At 66.1% G+C, this 22,209-nt stretch carries 22 protein-coding genes and 1 tRNA gene; 17 read left to right on the plus strand and 6 right to left on the minus strand.

What is annotated here, in order from left to right; translation table 11 throughout:
- Positions 1–15: 15 nt before the first annotated feature.
- The 3 genes from F1C58_RS05430 to F1C58_RS05440 all read right to left on the minus strand — a co-directional run bounded on the left by F1C58_RS05430 (position 16) and on the right by F1C58_RS05440 (position 2,387).
- Positions 16–162, minus strand: coding sequence for a hypothetical protein (locus F1C58_RS05430; protein WP_185203244.1), 147 nt, complete (start codon positions 160–162; stop codon positions 16–18).
- 336 nt (positions 163–498) lie between these two features.
- Positions 499–1,743, minus strand: coding sequence for an IS256 family transposase (locus F1C58_RS05435; protein ID WP_185202876.1), 1,245 nt, complete (start codon positions 1,741–1,743; stop codon positions 499–501).
- A gap of 572 nt (positions 1,744–2,315) precedes the next feature.
- A tRNA-Arg gene (locus F1C58_RS05440) sits at positions 2,316–2,387 on the minus strand.
- A 68-nt stretch (positions 2,388–2,455) separates the two neighbouring features.
- Here F1C58_RS05440 and F1C58_RS05445 point away from each other — a divergent pair.
- Together F1C58_RS05445 and F1C58_RS05450 are read left to right on the plus strand one after the other, a co-directional pair.
- A complete protein-coding gene (locus tag F1C58_RS05445; protein WP_185203246.1) occupies positions 2,456–3,118 on the plus strand; it encodes a pyridoxal 5'-phosphate synthase in 663 nt (220 codons plus the stop codon).
- 58 nt (positions 3,119–3,176) lie between these two features.
- Complete coding sequence (locus tag F1C58_RS05450) at positions 3,177–3,971, plus strand: transglutaminase family protein (protein WP_185203247.1); 795 nt, start codon at positions 3,177–3,179, stop codon at positions 3,969–3,971.
- Positions 3,972–3,974: 3 nt separating this feature from the next.
- Here F1C58_RS05450 and F1C58_RS05455 read toward each other — a convergent pair whose 3' ends face one another.
- Positions 3,975–4,586, minus strand: coding sequence for an arginyl-tRNA synthetase (locus tag F1C58_RS05455; RefSeq protein WP_185203249.1), 612 nt, complete (start codon positions 4,584–4,586; stop codon positions 3,975–3,977).
- Between the two features lie 110 nt (positions 4,587–4,696).
- Here F1C58_RS05455 and argS point away from each other — a divergent pair, with 110 nt between their 5' ends.
- From argS to prmC, 9 genes are all read left to right on the plus strand, one after another.
- Positions 4,697–6,358 (plus strand): arginine--tRNA ligase, encoded by a 1,662-nt coding sequence (gene argS, locus F1C58_RS05460; protein ID WP_185203250.1) that lies wholly within the window; start codon positions 4,697–4,699, stop codon positions 6,356–6,358.
- Positions 6,359–6,361: 3 nt separating this feature from the next.
- Complete coding sequence (locus F1C58_RS05465) at positions 6,362–7,231, plus strand: DUF2993 domain-containing protein (protein ID WP_185203252.1); 870 nt, start codon at positions 6,362–6,364, stop codon at positions 7,229–7,231.
- Entirely contained in the window at positions 7,228–8,646 is a 1,419-nt protein-coding gene (lysA, locus tag F1C58_RS05470; protein WP_185203254.1) for a diaminopimelate decarboxylase, read from the plus strand. The genes F1C58_RS05465 and lysA overlap by 4 nt, the downstream gene beginning before the upstream one ends.
- Positions 8,643–9,962 carry a homoserine dehydrogenase gene (locus tag F1C58_RS05475; RefSeq protein WP_185203256.1) on the plus strand — a complete coding sequence of 440 codons (1,320 nt, stop codon included), beginning with the start codon at positions 8,643–8,645 and terminating at the stop codon, positions 9,960–9,962. The genes lysA and F1C58_RS05475 overlap by 4 nt, the downstream gene beginning before the upstream one ends.
- Positions 9,962–11,044 (plus strand): threonine synthase, encoded by a 1,083-nt coding sequence (thrC, locus tag F1C58_RS05480; RefSeq protein ID WP_185203258.1) that lies wholly within the window; start codon positions 9,962–9,964, stop codon positions 11,042–11,044. Before F1C58_RS05475 ends, thrC begins: the two co-directional genes overlap by 1 nt.
- On the plus strand, positions 11,041–12,009 hold the full coding sequence (thrB, locus tag F1C58_RS05485) for a homoserine kinase (RefSeq protein ID WP_185203260.1): 969 nt from the start codon (positions 11,041–11,043) through the stop codon (positions 12,007–12,009). Before thrC ends, thrB begins: the two co-directional genes overlap by 4 nt.
- A gap of 182 nt (positions 12,010–12,191) precedes the next feature.
- The gene (gene rho, locus F1C58_RS05490) at positions 12,192–14,474 is read left to right on the plus strand and encodes a transcription termination factor Rho (RefSeq protein WP_185203262.1); all 2,283 of its coding nucleotides are present in this window, start codon (positions 12,192–12,194) and stop codon (positions 14,472–14,474) included.
- A gap of 5 nt (positions 14,475–14,479) precedes the next feature.
- Positions 14,480–15,577: a peptide chain release factor 1 gene (gene prfA, locus F1C58_RS05495; protein WP_185203264.1), complete on the plus strand. Its 1,098-nt coding sequence runs from the start codon at positions 14,480–14,482 to the stop codon at positions 15,575–15,577.
- Between the two features lie 19 nt (positions 15,578–15,596).
- Positions 15,597–16,469 (plus strand): peptide chain release factor N(5)-glutamine methyltransferase, encoded by an 873-nt coding sequence (prmC, locus tag F1C58_RS05500; RefSeq protein ID WP_185203266.1) that lies wholly within the window; start codon positions 15,597–15,599, stop codon positions 16,467–16,469.
- A gap of 100 nt (positions 16,470–16,569) precedes the next feature.
- Here prmC and F1C58_RS05505 read toward each other — a convergent pair whose 3' ends face one another.
- Together F1C58_RS05505 and F1C58_RS05510 are read right to left on the minus strand one after the other, a co-directional pair.
- On the minus strand, positions 16,570–17,202 hold the full coding sequence (locus tag F1C58_RS05505) for a hypothetical protein (protein ID WP_185203268.1): 633 nt from the start codon (positions 17,200–17,202) through the stop codon (positions 16,570–16,572).
- A 2-nt stretch (positions 17,203–17,204) separates the two neighbouring features.
- Complete coding sequence (locus tag F1C58_RS05510; protein WP_255461282.1) at positions 17,205–17,819, minus strand: HAD-IA family hydrolase; 615 nt, start codon at positions 17,817–17,819, stop codon at positions 17,205–17,207.
- 169 nt (positions 17,820–17,988) lie between these two features.
- Here F1C58_RS05510 and F1C58_RS05515 point away from each other — a divergent pair, with 169 nt between their 5' ends.
- From F1C58_RS05515 to F1C58_RS05540, 6 genes are all read left to right on the plus strand, one after another.
- Positions 17,989–18,723: an L-threonylcarbamoyladenylate synthase gene (locus F1C58_RS05515; RefSeq protein WP_185203270.1), complete on the plus strand. Its 735-nt coding sequence runs from the start codon at positions 17,989–17,991 to the stop codon at positions 18,721–18,723.
- Complete coding sequence (locus F1C58_RS05520) at positions 18,720–19,949, plus strand: MraY family glycosyltransferase (protein WP_255461283.1); 1,230 nt, start codon at positions 18,720–18,722, stop codon at positions 19,947–19,949. Before F1C58_RS05515 ends, F1C58_RS05520 begins: the two co-directional genes overlap by 4 nt.
- Positions 19,946–20,404 carry a hypothetical protein gene (locus tag F1C58_RS05525; protein ID WP_185203272.1) on the plus strand — a complete coding sequence of 153 codons (459 nt, stop codon included), beginning with the start codon at positions 19,946–19,948 and terminating at the stop codon, positions 20,402–20,404. The genes F1C58_RS05520 and F1C58_RS05525 overlap by 4 nt, the downstream gene beginning before the upstream one ends.
- Positions 20,405–20,485: 81 nt before the next feature.
- Positions 20,486–21,319 (plus strand): F0F1 ATP synthase subunit A, encoded by an 834-nt coding sequence (gene atpB, locus F1C58_RS05530; protein WP_185204005.1) that lies wholly within the window; start codon positions 20,486–20,488, stop codon positions 21,317–21,319.
- Between the two features lie 84 nt (positions 21,320–21,403).
- Complete coding sequence (atpE, locus tag F1C58_RS05535; RefSeq protein WP_147784898.1) at positions 21,404–21,643, plus strand: ATP synthase F0 subunit C; 240 nt, start codon at positions 21,404–21,406, stop codon at positions 21,641–21,643.
- 2 nt (positions 21,644–21,645) lie between these two features.
- Positions 21,646–22,209, plus strand: a complete 564-nt coding sequence (locus F1C58_RS05540) for a F0F1 ATP synthase subunit B (RefSeq protein WP_185203274.1) — start codon at positions 21,646–21,648, stop codon at positions 22,207–22,209.

The following is a 22,209-nucleotide window of genomic DNA, read 5'->3' on the forward strand; positions in this document are numbered from 1 at the left end:
CGATGAGAGTCACATTCAACGGTACACGTAGCGATCGTTACGTGAAAAGATCGTCTCATGGGCCGACACCAGCAGCCGGAGATCGCCGACCGGCTCCTCGATCAATGCACCGACCACGCCCTCGCGCACGGCCTTCCCGACCGCCTTGCGCCGTTTGTCCACGCAACCGGAGCATCCTCGCGCATGCTGCTGTATCACTTCGGCTCGCGAGACGAATTGTTCCTCGCCGTCCTCCGCCACGCCCGGCAGCGGCAGCTCGCCAGCTTCGGGGACCTCTTGCGCGTCGTACCAGACGAGGATTACACGGCCACGCTCGGTAGGGCGTGGGGGAGCATGACCGGCCCGGATGGGCAGTCGTTCCTTCGTATGTTTGGGCAGCTGCGCGAGCAGTCCGAGCGCTCTCTCTGGCCGGGTTTTCGGCGACTAGCCACGACCGACTGGCTGGGTCCCGGTCAAGTCCCAGGTAGTGGTGTAGCCGGTTTTCCTTCGAGCTAAGGATTATGCGCTGAGGGCCAGTTCTGGTTCGGTCACCTCGCTTCCGGTGTCGGGGACGAGGGTGAGGCGGGATTTGGCGAGGATGTCGAGGCCGAGGTAGCGGCGGCCTTCGGCCCATTCATCGGTCTGTTCGGCGAGGACGGCGCCGACGAGGCGGGTGATCGCGTCTCTGTTGGGGAAGATCCCAACGCTGTCGGTGCGGCGACGGATTTCTCTGTTGAGGCGCTCGTTGGGGTTGTTCGACCAGATCTGCTGCCAGAGTCCTTCGGGGAAGGTGGTGAACGCGAGGATGTCCGCTCTGGCGTTGTCGAGGTGTTCGTGGGCGTCGGGGAGTTTCCCGTCGACGTAGTCCAAGAGCCGGTCGAATTGGGCGTGAACGGCGTCAGCGTCGGGTTGGTCGTAAACGGAGTGGAGCATCGCTTTCACGGCCGGCCAAAGACTCTTCGGGGTCACACTCATCAGGTTCGCGGCGTAGTGGGTGCGGCAGCGTTGCCAGCTCGCTCCGGGCAGGTTCGCAGCGATCGCTTCGACCAGGCCGCGGTGGGCGTCGGAGGTGACGAGTCGGACTCCGGTCAGGCCGCGTGCAACGAGATCGGCGAAGAACGTGTTCCATGCCGGGCCGGTCTCCGAGGTGGCGACTTTGAGGCCGAGGACTTCGCGGCGCCCGTCGGCGTTGACCCCGGTCGCGACGAGCACGACCGCGTTGATGACCCGGCCACCCTCCCGGACCTTCATGGTCAACGCGTCGGCGGCGACGAACGTGAACGGGCCCGCATCCCCCAACGGACGGTGACGGAACTCGTTCACGTGCTCGTCGAGCTCCGCGGCCATCCGAGACACCTGCGATTTCGATAACGAGTGGATCCCGAGCGTCTTGACGAGCTTGTCCATGCGGCGGGTCGAAACGCCGGCGAGGTAGCAGTCCGCGACGACCGTGATCAGCGCAGTCTCGGCCCGTTTGCGGCGCTCGAGGAGCCATTCCGGGAAATACGTTCCCGAGCGTAGCTTCGGGATAGCGACGTCGATCGTCCCGGCCCGGGTATCGAGGTCACGATGCCGGTAACCGTTCCGTTGGGCGGTGCGATCGGGGCTGGCCTTGCCCCACTCGGCACCAATCACCGCGTCGGCATCCGCCGAGAGCAGCGCATTGATCATGGTTTGCAGCAGGCTGCGCATCAGATCGGGGGACGCATCGGTGAGGGCTTCGCCAAGAAGGCGTGCAGGGTCGACAATATGTGGAGCGGTCATCGTGATGATGCCTTTCGAGTAGAGGTAAGAGACTTCTCGAAGGTCTCACACGGTGACCGCGCTTACGTCTCGCGACGAGCCGGCCACCAGGAGTTACACCACTTTATGGGGCACTACTTGGGTCCCCTCGAGGAAGGCCTGGCATCCATCGGCCGGGCGGGGTCATCGACGCTGGTCCTCGCGGTCATTCGGGGGCTGATGATGGATCTTGACGCCACCGCTGAGGTCGCCCGCGTGGACCAGGCCTTTCATGAAATGCTGCGCAGCCTCAACCCGGCGGCTCCTGCTCCACCTGGTCGCGGTGCGCTTCTCGAGTTCGATTCTTGACCGGCCGTTCTGGCTCCACAGCTATTGCGCTTGTGGAAGATCGTCAACGCGAATTGGCAGGCAACACCTGCGAATCGTGGCTCCAGATTGATCGCCGTGACCGAATGACCTGCCCGCAACAGATTCGCGATGAGGCGCCTCAATCGTGACGCGGTAGTCGCACCGGATGCGGCGGCAAAAGCGCCTTCGAAGAGGCTTGTCCGGTCTCGGTGTCAAAATCCGAACAGAGTTGGCAGCTGCCAATGTGCCCCCAGGCAGATTCGAACTGCCGCCCCTGCCTCCGGAGGGCAGTGCTCTATCCCCTGAGCTATGGGGGCTCAAGTGCAGGTCTACGTTACCAGCCCGCTGCCAGCCGCACGGTCGGGGCGAAACGTAGGCTGCAGCCATGACCGATGCTTCCTGGCGCGACCGGCTGCGCGCGCTGACCGTCTTCAGCGGACAATTGCCCACCTTCGACACGGATGCGGCCCCCGCCGACCCGTCTGAGCTGCTCACTCAGTGGCTGGGCTTCGCGCTCGACGCCGGGGTTTCGCAGCCCCACGCGATGACCATTGCGACCGTGAGCGCAGAGGGCGAACCATCCGCCCGCACACTCCTGCTCAAAGACGTGACGCCGGAGGGCCTCTGGTTCGCCACGCTTTCCTCGAGCCCCAAGGGTCAGGACCTCGAAGCGCACCCGCGGGCAGCACTTCTGCTGTATTGGCGAGAGCAGGGCCGGCAGATCCGAGTGGTGGGGGATGTGGAGCGCGGGTCGCGCGAATTGGCGCGAATCGACTTCCTGAAGCGCCACCCCAATGCGCGGGCGATTGCCGCGGGTGGGCAGCAGAGCCAGCCACTGCCGGCCACGGAAGCCGAGTACGAGGCCGCAGTGAGCGCGGCTCGAGAGCGGATCGACGCCGATCCGCACTATGTGCCCGAAGAATGGCAGGCCTACCTCGTGCGGCCGGTCGAGTTCGAGTTCTGGCAGGCCGCGCGCGAGCGCGACCAGCTGCGTTTGCGCTACCGCCGCGACGGCGAGGGCTGGATCCGGGACCTGCTCTGGCCCTGAACATCCCGGCGGAGCCTCGCGACATCCCGCGGTAACACTCCTCTGGCAGGATCGTCGCATGCTTCGTAACGTCGCCGCCCACCTCGAACTCGACATCGCCGGTCGCACCAGCATGGTGCTGAGTCTCGCCGTCGCCCAGGGGGCGGCCCTCGCCTCCGAGCGCCTCGACATCAGCCTCGATGGCGTGACCCTCACCCCGGGCGAGCTCGTCGATCGCCACGGCTCTCGCCTGCACCAGCTCATCAGCGACAAAGGTCGCATGACCATCGACTATGCGGCGGAGGTGACCGGACAGTCTCTGCCGGCATCGGCCGACGATCTCGACACCATCATCTACCTGCGGCCCAGCCGCTACTGCGAGTCCGACACGCTGCTGCCCACCGCATCCTCCGAATTCCGTGGACTCAGCGGGCTCGAACTGCTCACCGCCGTCAGCTCCTGGGTGCATGACCGCCTGTACTACGTCCCGGGATCGAGCCGAGTAACGGATGGCGCGGTGGGCACCCTTCTCGCCCGCCAGGGGGTCTGCCGGGACTACGCCCACCTCGTGATCGCACTGCTGCGGGCCATCGACGTGCCCGCCCGCATGGCGGCGGTCTACGCCCCTGGGCTCAGCCCGATGGACTTCCATGCGGTCGCGGAAGCCTTCATCGACGGCCAGTGGCACGTGGTGGATGCCACGGGGCTCGCGCCGCGCCAGAGCCTGTTGCGCATCTCCACCGGCCGGGATGCGGCGGACATCGCCTTCCTCACCAACCACTGGGCCAATCTCACCCTGCTCGATCTGCAGGTTCTGGCGATCGTGGACGAGCTGCCGAGCGATGACTTCCAGCAGCAGGTGCAGCTGCGCTGAGAACTATTTCAGCGCGCCGAGCGCGGCCGTCACGAGTGCGTTCGCGTCCGCGGCGGATCCGAAATAGACGGATGTCGCGACCAGCCAGTACGAGCCGGTGAAGACGTCGACCCGCCCGGCTCCGCCGCTCGTCGAGAAGTAGGCGGCATCCCCGAGCCCCGACGCCGCTGTGCCATTCGCTGCGGTCGCCTTCAGCGAGGCGACCTCGGGCGCGGCGGGCCGGGCCACCGCGATCGCGAAGGTGTCGCCGCTCGTCTGGTTGAGCCAGCTGCACGCCGTGCCCTTGTCCGCTATCGCGGTCGCGCCCGCAGTCCCGGCCTTCGGTGAGAAGGAGCGGTCCAGTCCGAAGTTGGGGTTGAAGTCGTAGACGGCCTGCGCGGAGACGAGGGTGTTGCACGCAATATTCGTCGGCGTGGCACTTGCGGTCGACGACGGAGACGACGTCGGTGACGGGACGACAGACGGTGAAGCGCTCGGCGCAGAGGACGTGCTCGGCGTCGCACCGGTCGAGGATTTCGGCTCAGGCACGCAACCGGCGAGGCCGAGGGTCACGGTCGCGGCGAGTGCGACCACGACGATGGTCGATCGCAGTCGAGTATCGACGATGCTGTTCATGGTGTGAGAAGCCCCCCGGTAAGCGTTCCTCTATCTTCACCCAGTCTCATTCATCGCACCGCGGGGCGCGCCAGCAAGGCGCCCGATGGCGCCCGATAGAATCGTTGCTCGTGACTCCCGCCGAACTCTCCGCCCAGCTGCTCGCCATCGTCACCGGTGCGCTCCAGCGACGGGGAGCTGATGCCTCGGGCCTGTCCCTCGACGACGTGAAGGTCGAACGCCCCAAGAACCGTGACCACGGCGACTGGGCGTCCAACATCGCCATGAAGCTCGCGAAGCAGGTCGGGACCAACCCTCGCGAGCTCGCCCTGGAACTCGCCGACGGCATCCGCTCGATCCCTGGCGTCTCGGCCGTGGATGTCGCGGGCCCCGGTTTCATCAACATCAGCCTCGACGCCGCTGCGGCCGGTGCTCTCGCGAAGGCGATCGTCGAGCAGGGATCCAGCTACGGCAACGGCACCCTCTATGAGGGCGTGATGATCAACCTGGAATTCGTGTCGGCGAACCCCACCGGACCGATCCACCTCGGCGGAGTCCGTTGGGCGGCGGTGGGCGACAGCCTCGCCCGCATCTTCCAGGCCGAGGGCGGGATCGTCACCCGCGAGTACTACTTCAACGACCACGGTGGCCAGATCGACAGGTTCGCGCGCAGCCTGGTGGCGAGCTACCTCGGCGAAGCAACGCCAGAAGACGGCTACGGCGGGCAGTACATCTCCGATATCGCGGCCCGGGTTGTCGAGATCGCTCAGGACGACCTGTCAACACTCCCTCGCGACGACCAGCAGGAGACCTTCCGCGCTATCGGCGTCGATCTCATGTTCGGCGACATCAAGGCGAGTCTCCACGACTTCGGCGTGGACTTCGACGTCTACTTCCACGAGAACGCCCTGCACGAGAACGGTGACGTCGAGAAGGCGATCGAGCGGCTGAACGACCTCGGGCACATCTACGAATCCGAGGGCGCCACGTGGCTGCGCACTACGGAGTTCGGCGACGACAAAGACCGGGTCGTCATCAAAAGCGATGGCGACGGTGCCTATATCTCGGGTGACCTCGCCTACTACCTCAACAAGCGCGAGCGGGGTTTCGAACGCAATCTGATCATGCTCGGCGCCGACCATCACGGCTATGTGCAGCGACTCATGGCCATGACGGCGGCGTTCGGCGACGTTCCGCGGGTGAATCTCGAGATCCTGATCGGCCAGATGGTCAATCTGCTCAAGGACGGCACTCCGCAGCGCATGAGCAAGCGCGCCGGAACCGTCGTCGTGCTCGAAGACCTCGTCGAGGCCGTGGGAGTGGATGCCGCGCGCTATGCGCTCGTGCGCTCCTCCAGCGACTCTCAGCTCGACATCGATCTCGACCTGCTTACCAAACGCACCAATGACAATCCGGTCTTCTACGTGCAGTACGCGCACGCCCGCACGCAGTCGGTCGCCCGAAACGCCGCTGACAGCGGGGTCGACCGCAGCGCATTCGATGCCTCACTGCTGACGCACGAGACGGAGAGCAGCCTGCTCGGTGTGCTCGCCGAATTCCCTCGTGTGGTCACCCAGGCCGCCGAATTGCGGGAGCCGCACCGGGTCGCCCGCTACGCGGAAGAGCTCGCCGGCGCGTATCACCGCTGGTACGACAACTGCCGTGTCACGCCCCTGGGTGACGAACCGGTCACCGACCAGCATCGCACTCGCCTGTGGCTCAACGACGCCACCGGCACCGTGCTGCGCAATGCTCTCGGGCTGCTTGGCGTGTCCGCGCCGGAGCGGATGTAGCCCATGGCGTCACAGGACGGCGAGCAATACGACTGGAACCTCGGCCGGTCGGGGCGTGAGTACCCGGACGACACTGCCGCGGACGAACCGGATCCCTTCCCCTTCGTCGAGACGGAGATCGTGCGCCGGCGCGGGCGCGGATGGATCGGACTCGGCGTCTTTCTCGTGATCCTCGTCGTGATCGTCGTCGCCCTGGACGCGGGGGCCCGATGGTACGCGGGCAACCTGATCGAGGCCAAGGCGCGAAGCTCTCTCTCCATCGCCGACTCGACACCGGTCACGGTCGACATCGCCGGAGCTTCGGTGCTCTACCAGGCGGCGATCGGCAAGTTCGAGCGGGTGGATGTCGCGATCGCCAAGCTCGGTGTCGGCGACGTCAGCGGCAGGGCAACCCTCACGGCCACGGGAGTGCCCCTCAGCCAGTCGAAGCCGCTCGAGAGCGCTCGGCTGGCTGTCGTCACCTCACCGGAGGAGCTGAAGAAGCTGCTCGCGGGATTCACGTCCCTGCCGGTCACCTCGGTCAAGATCGCATCCGGCGCCGTGCAGATCGGCACTTCCGTCACCGCGCTCGGCGTGACCGTGCCGGTCGCGATCGCGTTCACCCCCCGGGCCGTCGACGGCCAACTGGAGTTGACCCCGAAATCACTGGTGGTGAACGGTGCGACGGTGACGCCCGATGGACTGCGATCGACTTTCGGGCCGCTCGCCGACCCGGTGCTCGCGACCCAGAAGATCTGTGTCGCCCGGTACCTGCCCAAGCAGCTCTCCCTCGACTCCGTGACCGTGAAGGGCTCGTCCCTCGAACTGGCGGTCGCGGGTAAAAACGTCACCCTGGGCAGCGCCCTCCTCACGACCAAGGGGGTGTGCGCGTGAGCGCCAATCCGCTGGCGCCCGCGTGGCTCCGCCCGCCCACCGACGCGAATGCGCTGCCCGCGAGCGTCTGGTCGCAAAACGCCGGGCGCGCGGCATCCGGGGTGCTCCAAGTGGCAGGGGTCACGGCATCCGCTCTCGCCGCAGAGTTCGGCACCCCGCTCTATGTGGTGGACGAGGCCGACGTGCGCGCCCGCGCCACCGAAGCCCGGGAGTGCTTCGATCGCGAATTCGCTGCAGTCGGATCGGCCTCGAAGGTCTACTACGCCGGCAAGGCGTTCCTCTCCACCGAGATCGCCCGATGGGTGACCGAAGCGGGGCTGTACATCGACGTCTGCAGTGGGGGAGAGCTGGCGGTGGCCCTCGCTGCCGGAGTCGATCCCTCCCGGCTCGGCTTCCACGGCAATAACAAGTCCCTCGGCGAGATCGACCGCGCCGTGGGTGTCGGCGTCGGTGTGCTGGTGGTCGACAGCCTGATCGAGATCGAGCGGATCGCGGATGCCGCGGCTCGCCACTCTCGCGTTCAGAGCGTGCGTCTGCGTCTCAACAGCGGGGTGCACGCTCACACCCACGAGTACCTCGCCACGGCCCGTGAAGACCAGAAGTTCGGCATCACCCTCGCCGACGCCCCCGACGCGGTCGCTCGCATCCGTTCGCACGAAACCCTGCATTTCCTCGGGCTGCACTCGCATATCGGCTCGCAGATCTTCGAGTCCGACGGCTTCGTCGAGTCCGCGAAGCGACTCCTCGGCCTGCATGCCGAGCTGCTCTCCGGCGGGCCGATCCCCGAATTGAATCTCGGTGGGGGATTCGGTATCGCCTACACCTCGGTCGACACCGCCCTTGCGATGCCCGAGATCGCGGCCCGGTTTGCGGGCATCGTGGCGTCCGAATGCGCGCGGCTCGGCATCCCCGTGCCGATCGTCGCCGTCGAGCCGGGGCGCTCGATCGTCGGGCCGTCGACCTTCACGCTCTACGAGGTCGGAACCATCAAAGACGTCGAAGTGACCGTCAGCGATGCGGTGACTGCCATCCGCAAATACGTGAGCGTCGACGGTGGCATGAGCGACAACATCCGCACCGCCCTCTATGCCGCCGACTACTCGGCGCGGCTGGCGAATCGTGCCTCTGATGCTCGGCCGGCCCTCGTGCGCATCGCCGGCAAACACTGTGAGAGCGGCGACATCGTGGTGCTCGCCGACTACCTGCCGGCCGATATCACGCCCGGGGACCTGCTCGCCGTTCCTGCCACCGGTGCTTACCACTGGGCGATGGCCAGCAACTACAACTACCTCGCCCGCCCCGCCGTCGTCGCCGTGCGCGACGGAGCGGCTCGCGTGATCGTGCGCGGAGAGACCGAGGCCGACCTGCTGTCGCGTGACGCCGGGATACGCCCCAACCCGAACGGAGCACCATGATCGAGTACCGCAACCTGCGAGTGGCCCTCCTCGGCGCCGGATCGGTCGGCGCCCAGGTGGCGGCACTGCTGCTCGAGCACGGCCCGGAACTCGCCAATCGTGCGGGCGCCGGACTGGAACTGGTGGGTGTCGCGGTGCGTGACCTCGACGCGACCCGCACGGCGGAGATCCCCACAGAGCTGCTCACGACGGATGCCGAGTCGCTCATCCTCGGCGCGGACATCGTGATCGAGCTCATGGGAGGCCTCGAGCCGGCTCGCACGCTCATCCTTCAGGCCCTCAATTCCGGCGCCGATGTCATCACGGGCAATAAGGCGCTGCTCGCGACACACGGGCCGGAGCTCTTCGAGGCGGCGGAGCAGGTCGGCGCGCAGCTCTACTACGAGGCGGCCGTCGCCGGCGCGATACCGATCATCCGTCCGCTGCGCGACAGCCTCGCCGGAGATCGCATCAAGCGCATCCTCGGCATCGTGAACGGCACTACCAACTTCATCCTGGATCGCATGGACACCGCGGGGGAGTCCCTCGAAACGGCGCTCGCCACCGCGACCGACCTCGGCTATGCCGAGAAGTCTGATCCCTCCGCCGACATCGAGGGCTACGACGCCGCCCAGAAGACGGCGATCCTCGCCAGCCTCGCGTTCCACACCACGGTGCCCCTCGAGTCCGTTCACCGCGAGGGAATCACGTCCGTCACGCTCGAGCAGGTCGTGGCCGCGAAGAAGGCCGGGTATGTGGTCAAGCTGCTGGCGATCTGTGAGCGACTGACGGATGCCGACGGCGTGGAGGGCGTGTCTGCTCGCGTCTATCCGGCGCTGGTTCCGCGCGACCATCCGCTCGCCGCCGTCCATGGCGCCAAGAACGCGGTCTTCATCGAGGCAGAGGCCGCGGGCGATCTCATGTTCTACGGTGCCGGCGCCGGTGGCATCGAGACCGCTTCCGCCGTGCTCGGCGACCTCGTCTCTGCGGCTCGACGTCACGTGATCGGCGGCCCGGGGGTGGCGGAGTCGACGCACGCCAACCTGCCGATCCTGCCGATCTCCCGGGTGATCACCCGCTACCAGATCACCCTCAGCGTCGTGGATGCTCCGGGAGTGCTCGCCGCCGTCGCCGCACTCTTCAGCGAGCACGGAGTATCGGTCGAAACGCTCACCCAGTCCGTCTACGGTGGCGTAATCACCTCCACGCCCACCGCTACCCTTGTGATAGGCACCCACGAGGCCTCCGAAGCCGATCTCGCGGCGACCGTTCTCGAACTCGAATCGAGCGATGTCGTCGTGCGGGTCACGTCCGTACTGAGAGTAGAAGGATCATAATGGCCCACCAGTGGCGCGGAGTCCTCCGCGAGTACGCAGACCGACTGAACATCTCGGACGCCACTCCGATCATCACGCTCGGCGAGGGCGGCACTCCGCTGATCCCGGCTCCCGCGCTGTCGGCGCGCACCGGCGCCAACGTGTGGGTCAAGTACGAGGGAATGAACCCCACCGGGTCGTTCAAGGACCGCGGCATGACGATGGCCGTCTCGAAGGCCGTCGAGGCCGGCGCAAAGGCTGTCATCTGCGCCTCAACCGGCAACACCTCCGCCTCCGCGGCCGCCTATGCGACGCACGCGGGCATCAAGGCCGCCGTGCTCGTGCCGGAGGGCAAGATCGCGATGGGCAAGCTCGCCCAGGCGATCGCCCACAACGCCGAGCTGCTGCAGATCCGCGGAAACTTCGACGACTGCCTCGACATCGCGCGCGACCTCGCCGCGAACTACCCCGTGCACCTCGTCAATTCGGTGAACAACGACCGCATCGAGGGCCAGAAGACCGCTGCCTTCGAGGTGGTCGAGGTGCTCGGCGACGCGCCCGACATCCACATCGTTCCCGTCGGAAACGCCGGCAACTATACCGCGTACTCGCGGGGTTACGGCGAATCCCTGGCCCGGGGAGACTCGACGAAGCATCCGCGCATGTTCGGTTTCCAGGCCTCGGGCAGCGCTCCGATCGTGCTCGGCAAGATCGTCAAGAATCCCGACACCATCGCCAGCGCGATCCGCATCGGCAACCCGGCCTCGTGGGAGCTCGCGCTCACCGCTCGGGAACTGACCAACGGCTACTTCGGAGCGATCTCCGACACGCACATCCTCGAGGCCTACCGCATCCTCTCGGCCGAGGTCGGCATCTTCGTGGAGCCCGCCTCGGCGATCAGCGTCGCCGGCCTGCTGGAGCGTGCCGCGGCCGGAGAGATCCCCAAGGGATCCACTGTCGTGCTCACGGTCACCGGCCACGGCCTCAAAGACCCGCAGTGGGCTCTCAAGACCGCTGACGGGTCGGATGTCACCCCCACGGTCGTCGCGAACGACACCGACGAGGTCGCCGGCGTGCTCGGTCTCGCCAAAGTCAGCGTGTGAACACAGCCGATTCACCGTCGGCCTCGGTCGAGGGGTTCGCCGGAAGGTCGGTGACCGTGCGCGTTCCCGCGACCACGGCCAACCTCGGCCCGGGGTTCGATACCCTCGGCCTGGCGCTCTCGCTCTACGACGAGCTCACCGTCACGGTGCGGGATGCGCCGGGGGCGACGGTCGAGGTCATCGGGGTTGGATCAGGCGAGGTGCCCACCGACGAGTCCAACCTCGTCGTCACCGCCATCGCCTACACCTTTGCGGCCTACTCGCAACCGCTGCCGGGCCTCGACCTCGTGGCGCGCAACAACATCCCGCACGGCCGGGGTCTCGGGTCGTCTGGCGCCGCGATCGTCTCGGGCATCATGGCGGCGAAGGGCTTGCTCGACGGCATCGTCGACATCGACTCCGGGGCGCTGCTCGCCCTCGCGACCGCTCTCGAGGGGCATCCCGACAACGTCGCACCCGCGCTCTTCGGCGGGCTCACCATCGCGTGGACCACGGATGCCGGACCGCAGCACAAGAAGCTCATCGTGCACCGCGGAGTCTCCCCGCTCATCGCGGTGCCGGAGTCGACGATGTCGACCGAGCTCGCCCGCAGTCTTCGACCGGCCTCGGTGCCCCACGAAGACGCGATCTTCAACGTCTCGCGCTCGGCGCTGCTCATCGCCGCCCTGATCCAGAGTCCCGAATTGCTGCTCGCGGCCACGGAAGACAAACTGCACCAGAGCTATCGTGCTGCCGCGATGCCGGAGACCGAGTCGCTCATCCTCGAACTCCGCTCCCATGGGCTCCCGGCGGTGGTGTCCGGTGCCGGTCCGTCGATCCTCGTGCTGTGCAGCGACCCCGCCCAGCGGCTCGTCGCCGCCGAGCTCATCGCCGCACGATCCGGCTCGCCGTGGCAGTCGCTCCTGCTGGCCGTCGACTTCAAAGGTGCTACAGTGACAATGCATCCGGTAGAAAATTCGGCTTAACCGAAACCCCCGGACAGCACACTCACCAGCAATCGCTTCGTCATTTACCAGTGCTTTCCCGCGCAGTTGCGAATATTCGCACAGGCGCTACCCGAAGCGAAAGCGCCGAACGTCAAACCCTCCCGCAAGGCTCAGTCGCACCTATCAGGTGCGGACCTTGTTCGGGGAAAGGAACCCTCTTAGTGACTGACCTCACTGTCCGTGCCGCAGGTACAGACTCCATCGCCCTCGCCAAACTCCGCCTTCCTGAGCTCCAGGCTCTCGCGGCAGAGCTCGGCCTCAGTGGCTCGTCCAAACTTCGTAAAGGAGAACTCGTGGATGCCATCTCCGAGATCCAGAACAGCAACGCAAGCCCCGTCGCGTCCGGATCGGTCGCTGACGCACCGGTATCTGACGCACCGGTAGCCGACGCAGCGGTCACCGATGCGCCGGTCGTCGACGCACCGGTCGCCAAGAAGCGGGCCTCGCGCCGCGCCAGCACCTCGATCGTGGATGCTGCCGCCGCCGAAGCTCCCGTCATCGAATCGACACAGCGCGAACCGCGCCGGACGGCAGCAGCCCGATCCGCCGGGAAGGCGGAGCCGAAGTCGGTCACCCGCCACGTGAACGGCGCGGCGAGCGGTCTCGACCGCATCCCGGGCCAGGAAGCCGAGCGGGCCGCCGTCGCGGACTCGCAGCAGACGGGCGGACTCGACCGAATCCCCGGCCAGGAAGCCGAGCGCCTCGCTCTGGCCGACGCCGCACTCTCCGCCGGTCTCGACCGCATCCCCGGCCAGGAGGCCGAGCGGGCTGCCGTCGCGGACTCGCAGCAGGCCGATGGTCTCGACCGCATCCCGGGCCAGGAGGCCGAAGCCGAGGCGCAGGCCGATGACTCCCAGCCCTCACGCAACTCGCGCAACCGCAACCGAAACCGCGGCGGAGATCGCCAGCAGGGCGACGCCTCGGGCAACGGCCAGAGCAACCAAGCTGCCCAGAGCAACCAGAGCAACCAGAGCAACCAGAACGGCCAGGCTGCCCAGAACGGTGAGCAGTCCGATGGACAGCGCGCCAACGGTCGCAATGCGAACAACCGCAACCAGCAGAACAACCAGGGTGGTGGCCAGCAGAACGGCAACTCCCGCCAGCAGGGCAACGACCGCCAGCAGGGCAACGACCGCCAGCAGCAGAACAACAACGACCGCAACGGCAACAACGACCGCAACCAGCAGCAGCTGCTCGAGGACGACGACCGCGGCGGTCGCAACCGCTACCGTGACCGCAAGCGCCGTGGCGCCGGCGGTAATGACGACTTCGAGCCCGAGATCACCGAGGATGACGTGCTCATCCCGGTTGCCGGCATCCTCGACGTGCTCGACAACTACGCCTTCGTGCGCACGAGCGGCTACCTGCCGGGCAACAACGACGTCTACGTCTCGCTCGGCCAGGTGAAGAAATACAACCTGCGCAAGGGCGATGCGGTGGTCGGAGCCATCCGCCAGCCGCGCGAGAACGACAACTCCGGTCGCCAGAAGTACAACGCGATCGTGAAGATCGACTCGATCAACGGACTTCCCATCGAGCAGGCCGCGGACCGTGTCGAGTTCGGCAAGCTGACCCCGCTCTACCCCTCGGAGCGCCTGCGCCTCGAGACCGAGTCCGGCAAGCTCACCACCCGCATCATCGACCTCGTGTCGCCGATCGGCAAGGGTCAGCGCGGCCTCATCGTCTCGCCGCCCAAGGCCGGCAAGACGCTCGTGCTTCAGGCCATCGCCAACGCCATCGCCAAGAACAACCCTGAGGTACACCTCATGGTCGTGCTGGTCGACGAGCGTCCGGAGGAAGTCACCGACATGCAGCGCACGGTCAAGGGTGAGGTCATCGCCTCCACCTTCGACCGCCCCGCAGAGGACCACACCACCGTCGCCGAGCTCGCCATCGAGCGCGCAAAGCGTCTCGTGGAGCTCGGTCACGACGTCGTCGTGCTGCTCGACTCGATCACCCGCCTCGGCCGCGCCTACAACCTGGCTGCTCCGGCCTCCGGGCGCATCCTGTCCGGCGGTGTCGACTCCTCGGCTCTCTACCCGCCGAAGCGTTTCTTCGGCGCCGCACGCAACATCGAGGACGGTGGATCGCTCACGATCCTCGCCACTGCGCTCGTGGAGACCGGATCCAAGATGGACGAGGTCATCTTCGAGGAGTTCAAGGGCACCGGGAACATGGAACTTCGCCTGTCACGTCAGCTCGCTGACAAGCGCATCTTCCCGGCCGTCGACGTGAACGCCTCCGGCACCCGTCGCGAGGAGATGCTCATGGGCGTCGACGAGACGAAGATCAACTGGAAGCTCCGTCGGGCACTCGCCGGACTCGAGACCCAGCAGGCCCTCGAACTCGTGCTCACGCAGCTGAAGGACACCTCGTCGAACGTCGAGTTCCTCATGAAGATCCAGAAGTCGCTTCCGGGCGCATCCGGGTCGAAAGAGGACTAATCCCGATGGCAGACTCCGGTGTCTTCGAGTCGGTGAAGACCCTCCTGGTCGAGCATGCGGACCTTCAGGAACAGCTTGCCGACCCCGAACTCCACTCCAACCCGGCAAAGTCGAAGAAGGTCAATCGGCGCTATGCCGAGCTCAGCCGCATCGTCGACGCCTACAACCGGTGGATGGCGCTCACCGACGACTTCGAGGCTGCCACCGAGATGGCGGCAGACGACGAATCCTTCGCGGAGGAGCTTCCGAACATCAAGTCGGAGCTCGACGTGATGGAGGAGCGCCTTCGCCGGCTGCTGATCCCGCGGGACCCCAACGACGGTCGTGACGTGATCATGGAGATCAAGATGGGGGAGGGCGGGGCAGAGTCCGCGCTCTTCGCCGGCGATCTGCTGCGCATGTACCTGCACTATGCGGAGTCCAAGAAGTGGAAGACCGAGATCATCGAGCAGACCTCGAGCGACCTCGGCGGCATCAAAGACGTTCAGCTCGCCATCAAGGGCAACTCGACCGACCCTGCCGAGGGCGTCTGGGCGCACCTCAAGTACGAGGGCGGGGTGCACCGCGTGCAGCGCGTGCCCGCGACCGAGTCGCAGGGGCGCATCCACACCTCTGCAGCGGGCGTGCTCGTGTTCCCCGAGGTGGATGAGCCGGAAGAGGTCGAGATCAGCCAGAACGATCTCAAGATCGACGTCTATCGCTCTAGCGGCCCGGGCGGCCAGTCGGTGAACACCACAGACTCCGCTGTGCGCATCACCCACCTTCCCACCGGCATCGTCGTGGCCATGCAGAACGAGAAATCGCAGCTGCAGAACCGTGAGGCCGGCATGCGCGTGCTTCGGGCCCGCGTGCTCGCACGCCAGCAGGAGGAGATCGACGCCGCGGCATCCGTCGTGCGCAAGAGCCAGATCCGCACGATGGACCGGTCCGAGCGCATCCGCACGTACAATTTTCCCGAGAACCGGATCGCCGACCACCGCACGGGTTACAAGGCCTACAACCTCGACGCCGTGATGAATGGTGCGCTCGAGCCGGTCATCCAGAGCGATATCGAAGCGGATGAAGAGTCGCGTCTCGAAGCCCTGGCCGGAGATGCCGAGTAGTCTCTTCTCGCCCCGCGCCATGACCACTCCAGAAGTCTCCACAGTCTCGACGACGCTCCTAGGCGCCATCGAACTGCTCACCCGTGCGGGTGTTCCCTCGCCAGACGTCGACGCGGAGCTGCTTGTCGGTTTCGTGCTCGGGATGAGTCGGGGTGAGGTGCAGGCGAAGGCCATCACCGGCACCGTGATAGCGGTCGCGGATGCGGCGATGATCACCGCCCTGGTGGAACGTCGCGCGGCCCGGGAGCCGCTGCAGCACATCACCGGGAGGGCGCCGTTCCGGTCTCTCGAGCTCGCCGTCGGACCCGGAGTGTTCGTGCCGCGGCCCGAGACCGAGCAGGTGGCGCAGTTCGCGATCGACGCCCTGCGCTCGGCGGCGACCCCGGAGCCGATCGGCATCGACCTCGGCACCGGCAGCGGCGCGATCGCGCTCGCTCTGGCCACCGAGGTGCCCCATGCCCGGGTCTATGGCGTGGAGAATTCCCCCGAAGCGTTCATCTGGACCCGGCAGAACTTCCGCGAGAGCGGCGCGGAGAACGCTCGCGCTGTGTTCGTGGACCTCGCTGCGGCCCTTCCGGAACTCGACGGCACGGTCTCGGTGGTCATCTCGAATCCGCCCTACATTCCCCTCGGTGCCATCCCGCGCGACCCGGAGGTGCGGCTCTTCGACCCCGAACACGCGCTCTATGGAGGTGAGGACGGGCTGGATGTCGTGCGTCAGGTGTCACACACCGCCCGGCGCCTGCTGCACAAAGGCGGCACCCTCGTGCTGGAGCACGGAGAACTTCAGGCTGCCGCGATTGCGGGCATCCTCGCCTCCGACGGCTGGCGTGCGATCGCCTCCCACCCCGACTTCCTCGGGCGTGACCGCTCGACGACCGCCCTGCGCTGAGCAGCGACTCCGTCATACCCGGCCACTGCGGACACTCCGGGCCGGAATGCCAGTCCGCACTCGCCCGGTTTCGGGCGAGCGGCGCTCCCGAGCGGTAGACCTATTCTTCCGACTCCTCGAGGGCCGCAGTGCACTCCGCGATCGCCTCGGCGGCCCACGTGCGCTGGTCTTCCGTGCCCACGAGGTCGGCCCAGCGGGATGCCTCGGTGAAAGACTCGAGCGCGGCCGCGGGGTCGCCGGCCTCCAGCCAATACCAGCCGAGATTGCTGTGCAGCGACACGAGCCAGCGGCGGGTGCGCGGATCGGGTGACTCTTCGGCTACCGCCGCAGCCTGCGCTGTCCAGTCCTCTGTGCCGTCCGGGTCGACGATCGCGAGCATGTGCAGCGCATCCACCCGCAGGAAGACCAGGTCGGCGCGGTGGGCGATCGACGCGGCCTGGCGGAACAGCCCGGCCGCGGCATCCGGATGCCCGGAGCTGTTCATGAGGCGGCCGGACTCGAGGAGCACCCGCACTCCCACCACGGGAGCTGCGTCATCGAGCTCGATGAGCAGCGCCGCAGCTTCGTCGAAACGCCCCTCCAGGCCGATGGCCCGGGCAAGCTGGGTCGTCAGCTCGGCACGTTCGGTGTCGTCCCAGGGGCCGCCCTGCTCCAGTTCGACCCGGAAGCGCGACTCGGACTGCGCCGGATCGTCGAACAGCCACAGTTCGTCGAGCGTCTCCTGTTCGAGCATGGTCAGTCCTTCCGTGCCTCCGCGAATGCTTCGATCGCGGCGAGGAGCGCGGGAGCATCGGTGAAATGGTGGGCCGTGATCCCGACGCTCGCCGCTCCGTCGATATTCTCCCGCATGTCGTCAGCGAAGAAGGCGTCTCGGGCGTCGATCGAGTAGCGGGCGAGCACGCTCCGGAAGACCTCCGGTTCGGGCTTGCGCGCTCCGTAGTCCGAGGAGGTGAAGAGGTGGTCGCCGAACACCGAAACGAGCTCGGGGGCGAGATCCCGCAGGTATTTGCCGGTCAGGGGGCCGTTGTTCGTCAGCAGCGTGACTTGCCCCAGCTCCGCAGCCCTGCGCACGGCGGCGATCGAATCACGCCAGGGCTCCATCGCGGAACCCCGAATGCGCACCCAGTCGGCTTCGGTCACCTCGAACCCGATCGCGTCGTTGAACGCGGCAAGGTAGACCTCCGCTGAGGCGAAACCACCGGCCTCCGCCGCGATCTCGCCCTCTTCATGCCACCAGCGTTCCCGCAACTGCTCCAGGGACAGGCCGGTGAGTTCTGTCATGCCAGCCATCCGCCGTTGCCAGTCGTAGCCGTACAGCACCTCGTCCATGTCGAAGATGAAGAGCAGCATCAGGCGGTCCTGGTCGTGAAGCGGGTGATCGCGCCATACAGGGTCTTATCGAAATCGAAGAGATACAGGTCCATAGGGCTCCTACCGGTCACACGATTGTCTCAGGCCGCGCTGGGGGTGATGTCAACGCAGAAGCCATCGAACAGCTCGAAGTAGGATGTCTAGCGATATGACGACGATCTATGACTGCTCGGAGCAGGACGAACTTCTCACCGGAATGCGGCTCGCACGGGTCGCCATCGGCCGAGGGGAACTCGTGGTGTTCCCCACCGACACCGTCTACGGCCTTGCCGTCGACGCCTTCAACACCTACGGGGTGCAGCGGCTCCTCGATGCGAAGGGGCGCACGCGGCAGTCGCCTCCGCCGGTGCTCATCCCGGGCATCCCCACCCTGGACGCCCTCGCCGAGACGGTACCGCCGGAGGTGCGCGCGCTCGTGGCGGAGTTCTGGCCGGGCGGTCTCACGGTGATCCTCCCCGCAAACCCCTCCCTCGACTGGGACCTCGGCGAGACCGGGGGAACCGTCGCGCTCCGGATGCCGAACAACCGCCTCGTGCTCGAACTGCTGTCGGAGACCGGGCCGCTCGCGGTGTCCTCTGCGAACCTCACCGGCGAGATAGCGGCCCGCACCGCCCAGGATGCCGAACGGATGCTGGGCGACAGCGTCGAGGTCTACCTCGACGGCGGAGAGGTCGGCCTCGACTACGAAGCGGCCGGACTGGGATCGACGATCGTCGATGCGACCGGCCTGATCGACGGTGGCGTGCTCAAGATCGTGCGACACGGCGTGATCACCGAGGCCCGGATCGAAGCGGTTCTCGAGAAGTACAGCGCCGAGAATGCTCCCGCGGAGGAGACTCCCGAGCCCGAGGCGCCGAGCGAGCCAACCGAGAACGCACCGTGAGATTCATCATCTACGTCGCCGCCGGCGGTCTCTCCGCCGTGGTGACGTTCGTGCTCGCGACAGCGGTCGCGAGGCTGGGCATGAAATACCGGCTTTACCCCGCCATCCGCGACCGGGACGTGCACAAACGCCCCACCCCGCGGCTCGGGGGTATCGCGATGTTCATCGGCATCCTCACCGCCTTCGGGGTCGCCTCCCAGTTGCCCCAGTTCCACCTCATCTTCGCCAAACCGGGCCCCATCTTCGCGATCCTCGGATCGGCCCTCATCATCGTGCTCATCGGTGTCGCCGACGACATCTGGGATCTCGACTGGGTCACCAAACTGGCCGGGCAGATCATCGCAGCCGGCCTCCTCGCCTGGCAGGGCGTGCAGCTGACCACGCTCCCGATCGTCGGGGGAGTGGTAGTGCTCTCGTCCTACACCGGTCTGATCATCACGGTCTTCGCGATCGTGCTCGTGATGAACGCCATCAACTTCATCGACGGGCTGGACGGCCTGGTCGCCGGCGTCGCCATCATCGCCAACGGCGCATTCTTCATCTACAGCTACATCCTCGTGACCCGAAGCGCCGCCGCGGAATACTTCAATCTCGCGTTGCTCATCTCGGCTGTGCTGATCGGAGCCTGCGTGGGCTTCCTTCCGCTGAACTGGCACCCGGCCAAGCTCTTCATGGGGGATGCCGGGGCGCTCCTGGTCGGACTGCTGATGGCCACTTCCGCGATCTCCGTCACCGGTCAGGTGGATCTCGCCGCCCTGCAGTTCACCAAGCAGCTCGTGCCCGCGTTCATCCCGATCCTGCTTCCCCTCGCCATCCTGGTCATTCCGCTGCTCGACTTCGCACTCGCGATCTTCCGCCGCCTTCGGGCGGGCAAGTCTCCATTCAGCGCCGACCGAAAGCACCTCCATCACCGGTTGCTCGACATGGGTCACTCCGACATCCATGCGGTGCTGATCTTCTACTCCTGGACTGCGGTGGTGTCGATCGGGTGCCTGCGGTTCATGTTCTTCGATGCCATCTGGGGCGTGCTGTTCATCATCGTGGGGCTCGTCATCTGTACGGCCTTCACTCTGGCGCCCCTTACCCGTCGAAAGTCCGTCGAGGTCTCCGTTCAGCTCGCCACGGCGGACAACGACGCCGAGGCGGCCGCATCACGGTTCGACCCCCTCGATGAGGCGGCCTACGATGCGGCATCCACCGACACCCCCACGAAGGAAGCATCATGAGCGCCATCCCCATCCTCAAGCGGATCCTGGCCTACGGCGGAGTGCTGGCGCTCGCCATCGCAGTGGTCGGTTCAGTCGTCGGACTCATCTTCGCCGGGGGAATCGGCCTCGTCAGCGCGCTCATCGGCACCGTGATGGCCGTCGTCTTTCTCGGCATCACGACAGCGAGCATCGTGCTGGCCACGAAGGTCGCAAAGGGAGACCTTCTGAGCGTCGCCTTCTTCGGGATCGTCATGGGGGCGTGGCTTGTCAAGCTGATCGTCTTCATCGTGCTGATCGTTCTTCTGAAGGATCAGCCGTGGATCCAGACCCAGGTGCTGTTCCTCACCGTGGTGGTCGCCGTGATCGGAACCCTCGTGGTCGATGTGGTGGTGATCGCCCGATCGCGAATGCCCTATGCGAGCGACGTCAGCCTGCCCACGGATGCCGACGCGACCGCCGACCGACCGCAGTAGAGGTTCGGCCGGCCCCATTCTCTTGATAGAGTTATGACGAACGCCCCCCTTCTTCTCGCCGCGTGACTACACGCCCCGATTCTGGAGTTAGCGCTGCTACCCCACGCTCTTAATCTCATCCTCCCACTCGCCAGCGAAGGCGACGGCGGCGGTAGCTTCGTCGGGCCCAGTATCGGTGAGTTCTTCCCGCCGATCATCGCGTTCGCGGGAACGCCCTTCGAGCTCAACCGGGTCATGCTCGTGCGCATCATCACCACGGTCATCGTCATCGTGGTCTTCTCGCTGCTGACCCGTTCGCTCAAGGTCGTTCCGACCCGCTGGCAGAGCGTGCTCGAATTCGGCACGGACTTCGTGCGCGTCGGCATCGCCGAGGACCTGCTCGGCAAGAAGGACGGCCGGCGGTTCCTTCCGCTGCTCATGACCTTCTTCTTCATGATCCTGGCGATGAACTTCACCGGTGTCGTGCCCTTCGTCAACATCGCCGGCACCTCCGTGATCGGCGTGCCGCTGCTGCTCGCTGCCATCGCCTACTTCACCTGGATCATCGCCGGATTGAGGAAGCACCCCGGAAAGTTCCTGCGCAACGCGCTGTTCCCACCCGGCGTGCCGTGGCCGCTGTACATCATCGTGACTCCGATCGAGCTGATCTCGACCTTCATCGTTCGACCGGTCACCCACACCCTGCGACTCCTGATGAACATGATCGTCGGCCATCTGCTGCTCGTCCTGTTCTTCCTCGCCACCTCGTTCTTCTTCTTCGAGGCGAACGGTTTGTACAAGCTCTTCGGCATCGGGACTATCGCGTTCGGGCTGGCATTCACGGTGCTCGAACTCCTGGTCATCGTGCTGCAGGCCTACGTCTTCACCATCCTGACGGCCGTCTATCTCCAGCTCGCGCTGGCAGATGAGCACTGACCCAACCTGACTGACCAATAACGACCTAGCACGACGCGAGTCGGGCAACCGCCCCTCGCACCATCACGGAAGGAAACACACAACGTGGACACCACTACCGTCGCCGCACTCAGCGGAAACATCGCGACGATCGGCTATGGCCTCGCAGCAATCGGCCCGGCAATCGGAGTAGGAATCGTCGTCGGAAAGACGATCGAGTCCGTCGCGCGCCAGCCTGAGCTCCAGGGCCGCCTGACCGTGCTGATGTACATCGGTATCGCCTTCACCGAGGCGCTCGCCTTCATCGGTATCGCAACGTACTTCATCTTCACCACCGGACAGTAGTCATGAAACCCCTTCTTCTCGCGGCGGCTGCGGAGGCGGATCACAATCCGCTCATCCCGAGTCTTCCGGACATCATCTGGTCGGCACTCTGCTTCATCGTGCTGTTCATCTTCTTCTGGAAGAAGATCCTGCCGAACGTGCAGAAGACCCTCGATGCACGTGCCGAGCTCATCGAAGGCGGCATCAAGAAGGCCGAGAACGCCCAGGCCGAAGCGGCAGCAGCTCTCGAGAAGTACAACGAGCAGCTGGCCGAGGCCCGCGCCGAGGCCGCGAAGATCCGCGACCAGGCCCGTCAGGATGGCACCAAGATCCTGAACGAGCTCAAGGAGCAGGCATCCGCGGATGCCGCCCGCATCACGGTCAACGCGCAGGCGACGATCGAAGCGGAGCGCCAGTCTGCGCTCGTCTCCCTCCGCTCCGAGGTCGGATCGCTCGCGATCGACCTCGCCTCCGGCGTCATCGGGCAGAGCCTGTCGGATGACAAGAACGCGGCGAACCTGGTCGACCAGTTCCTCGCAGACCTCGAGAAGTCAGAAGCGGCAGCCAAGCCGGAGTCGGTGAACTGA

The sequence above is a fragment of the Glaciihabitans sp. INWT7 genome (assembly GCF_014217685.1).
Classification (GTDB): Bacteria; Actinomycetota; Actinomycetes; order Actinomycetales; family Microbacteriaceae; genus Lacisediminihabitans.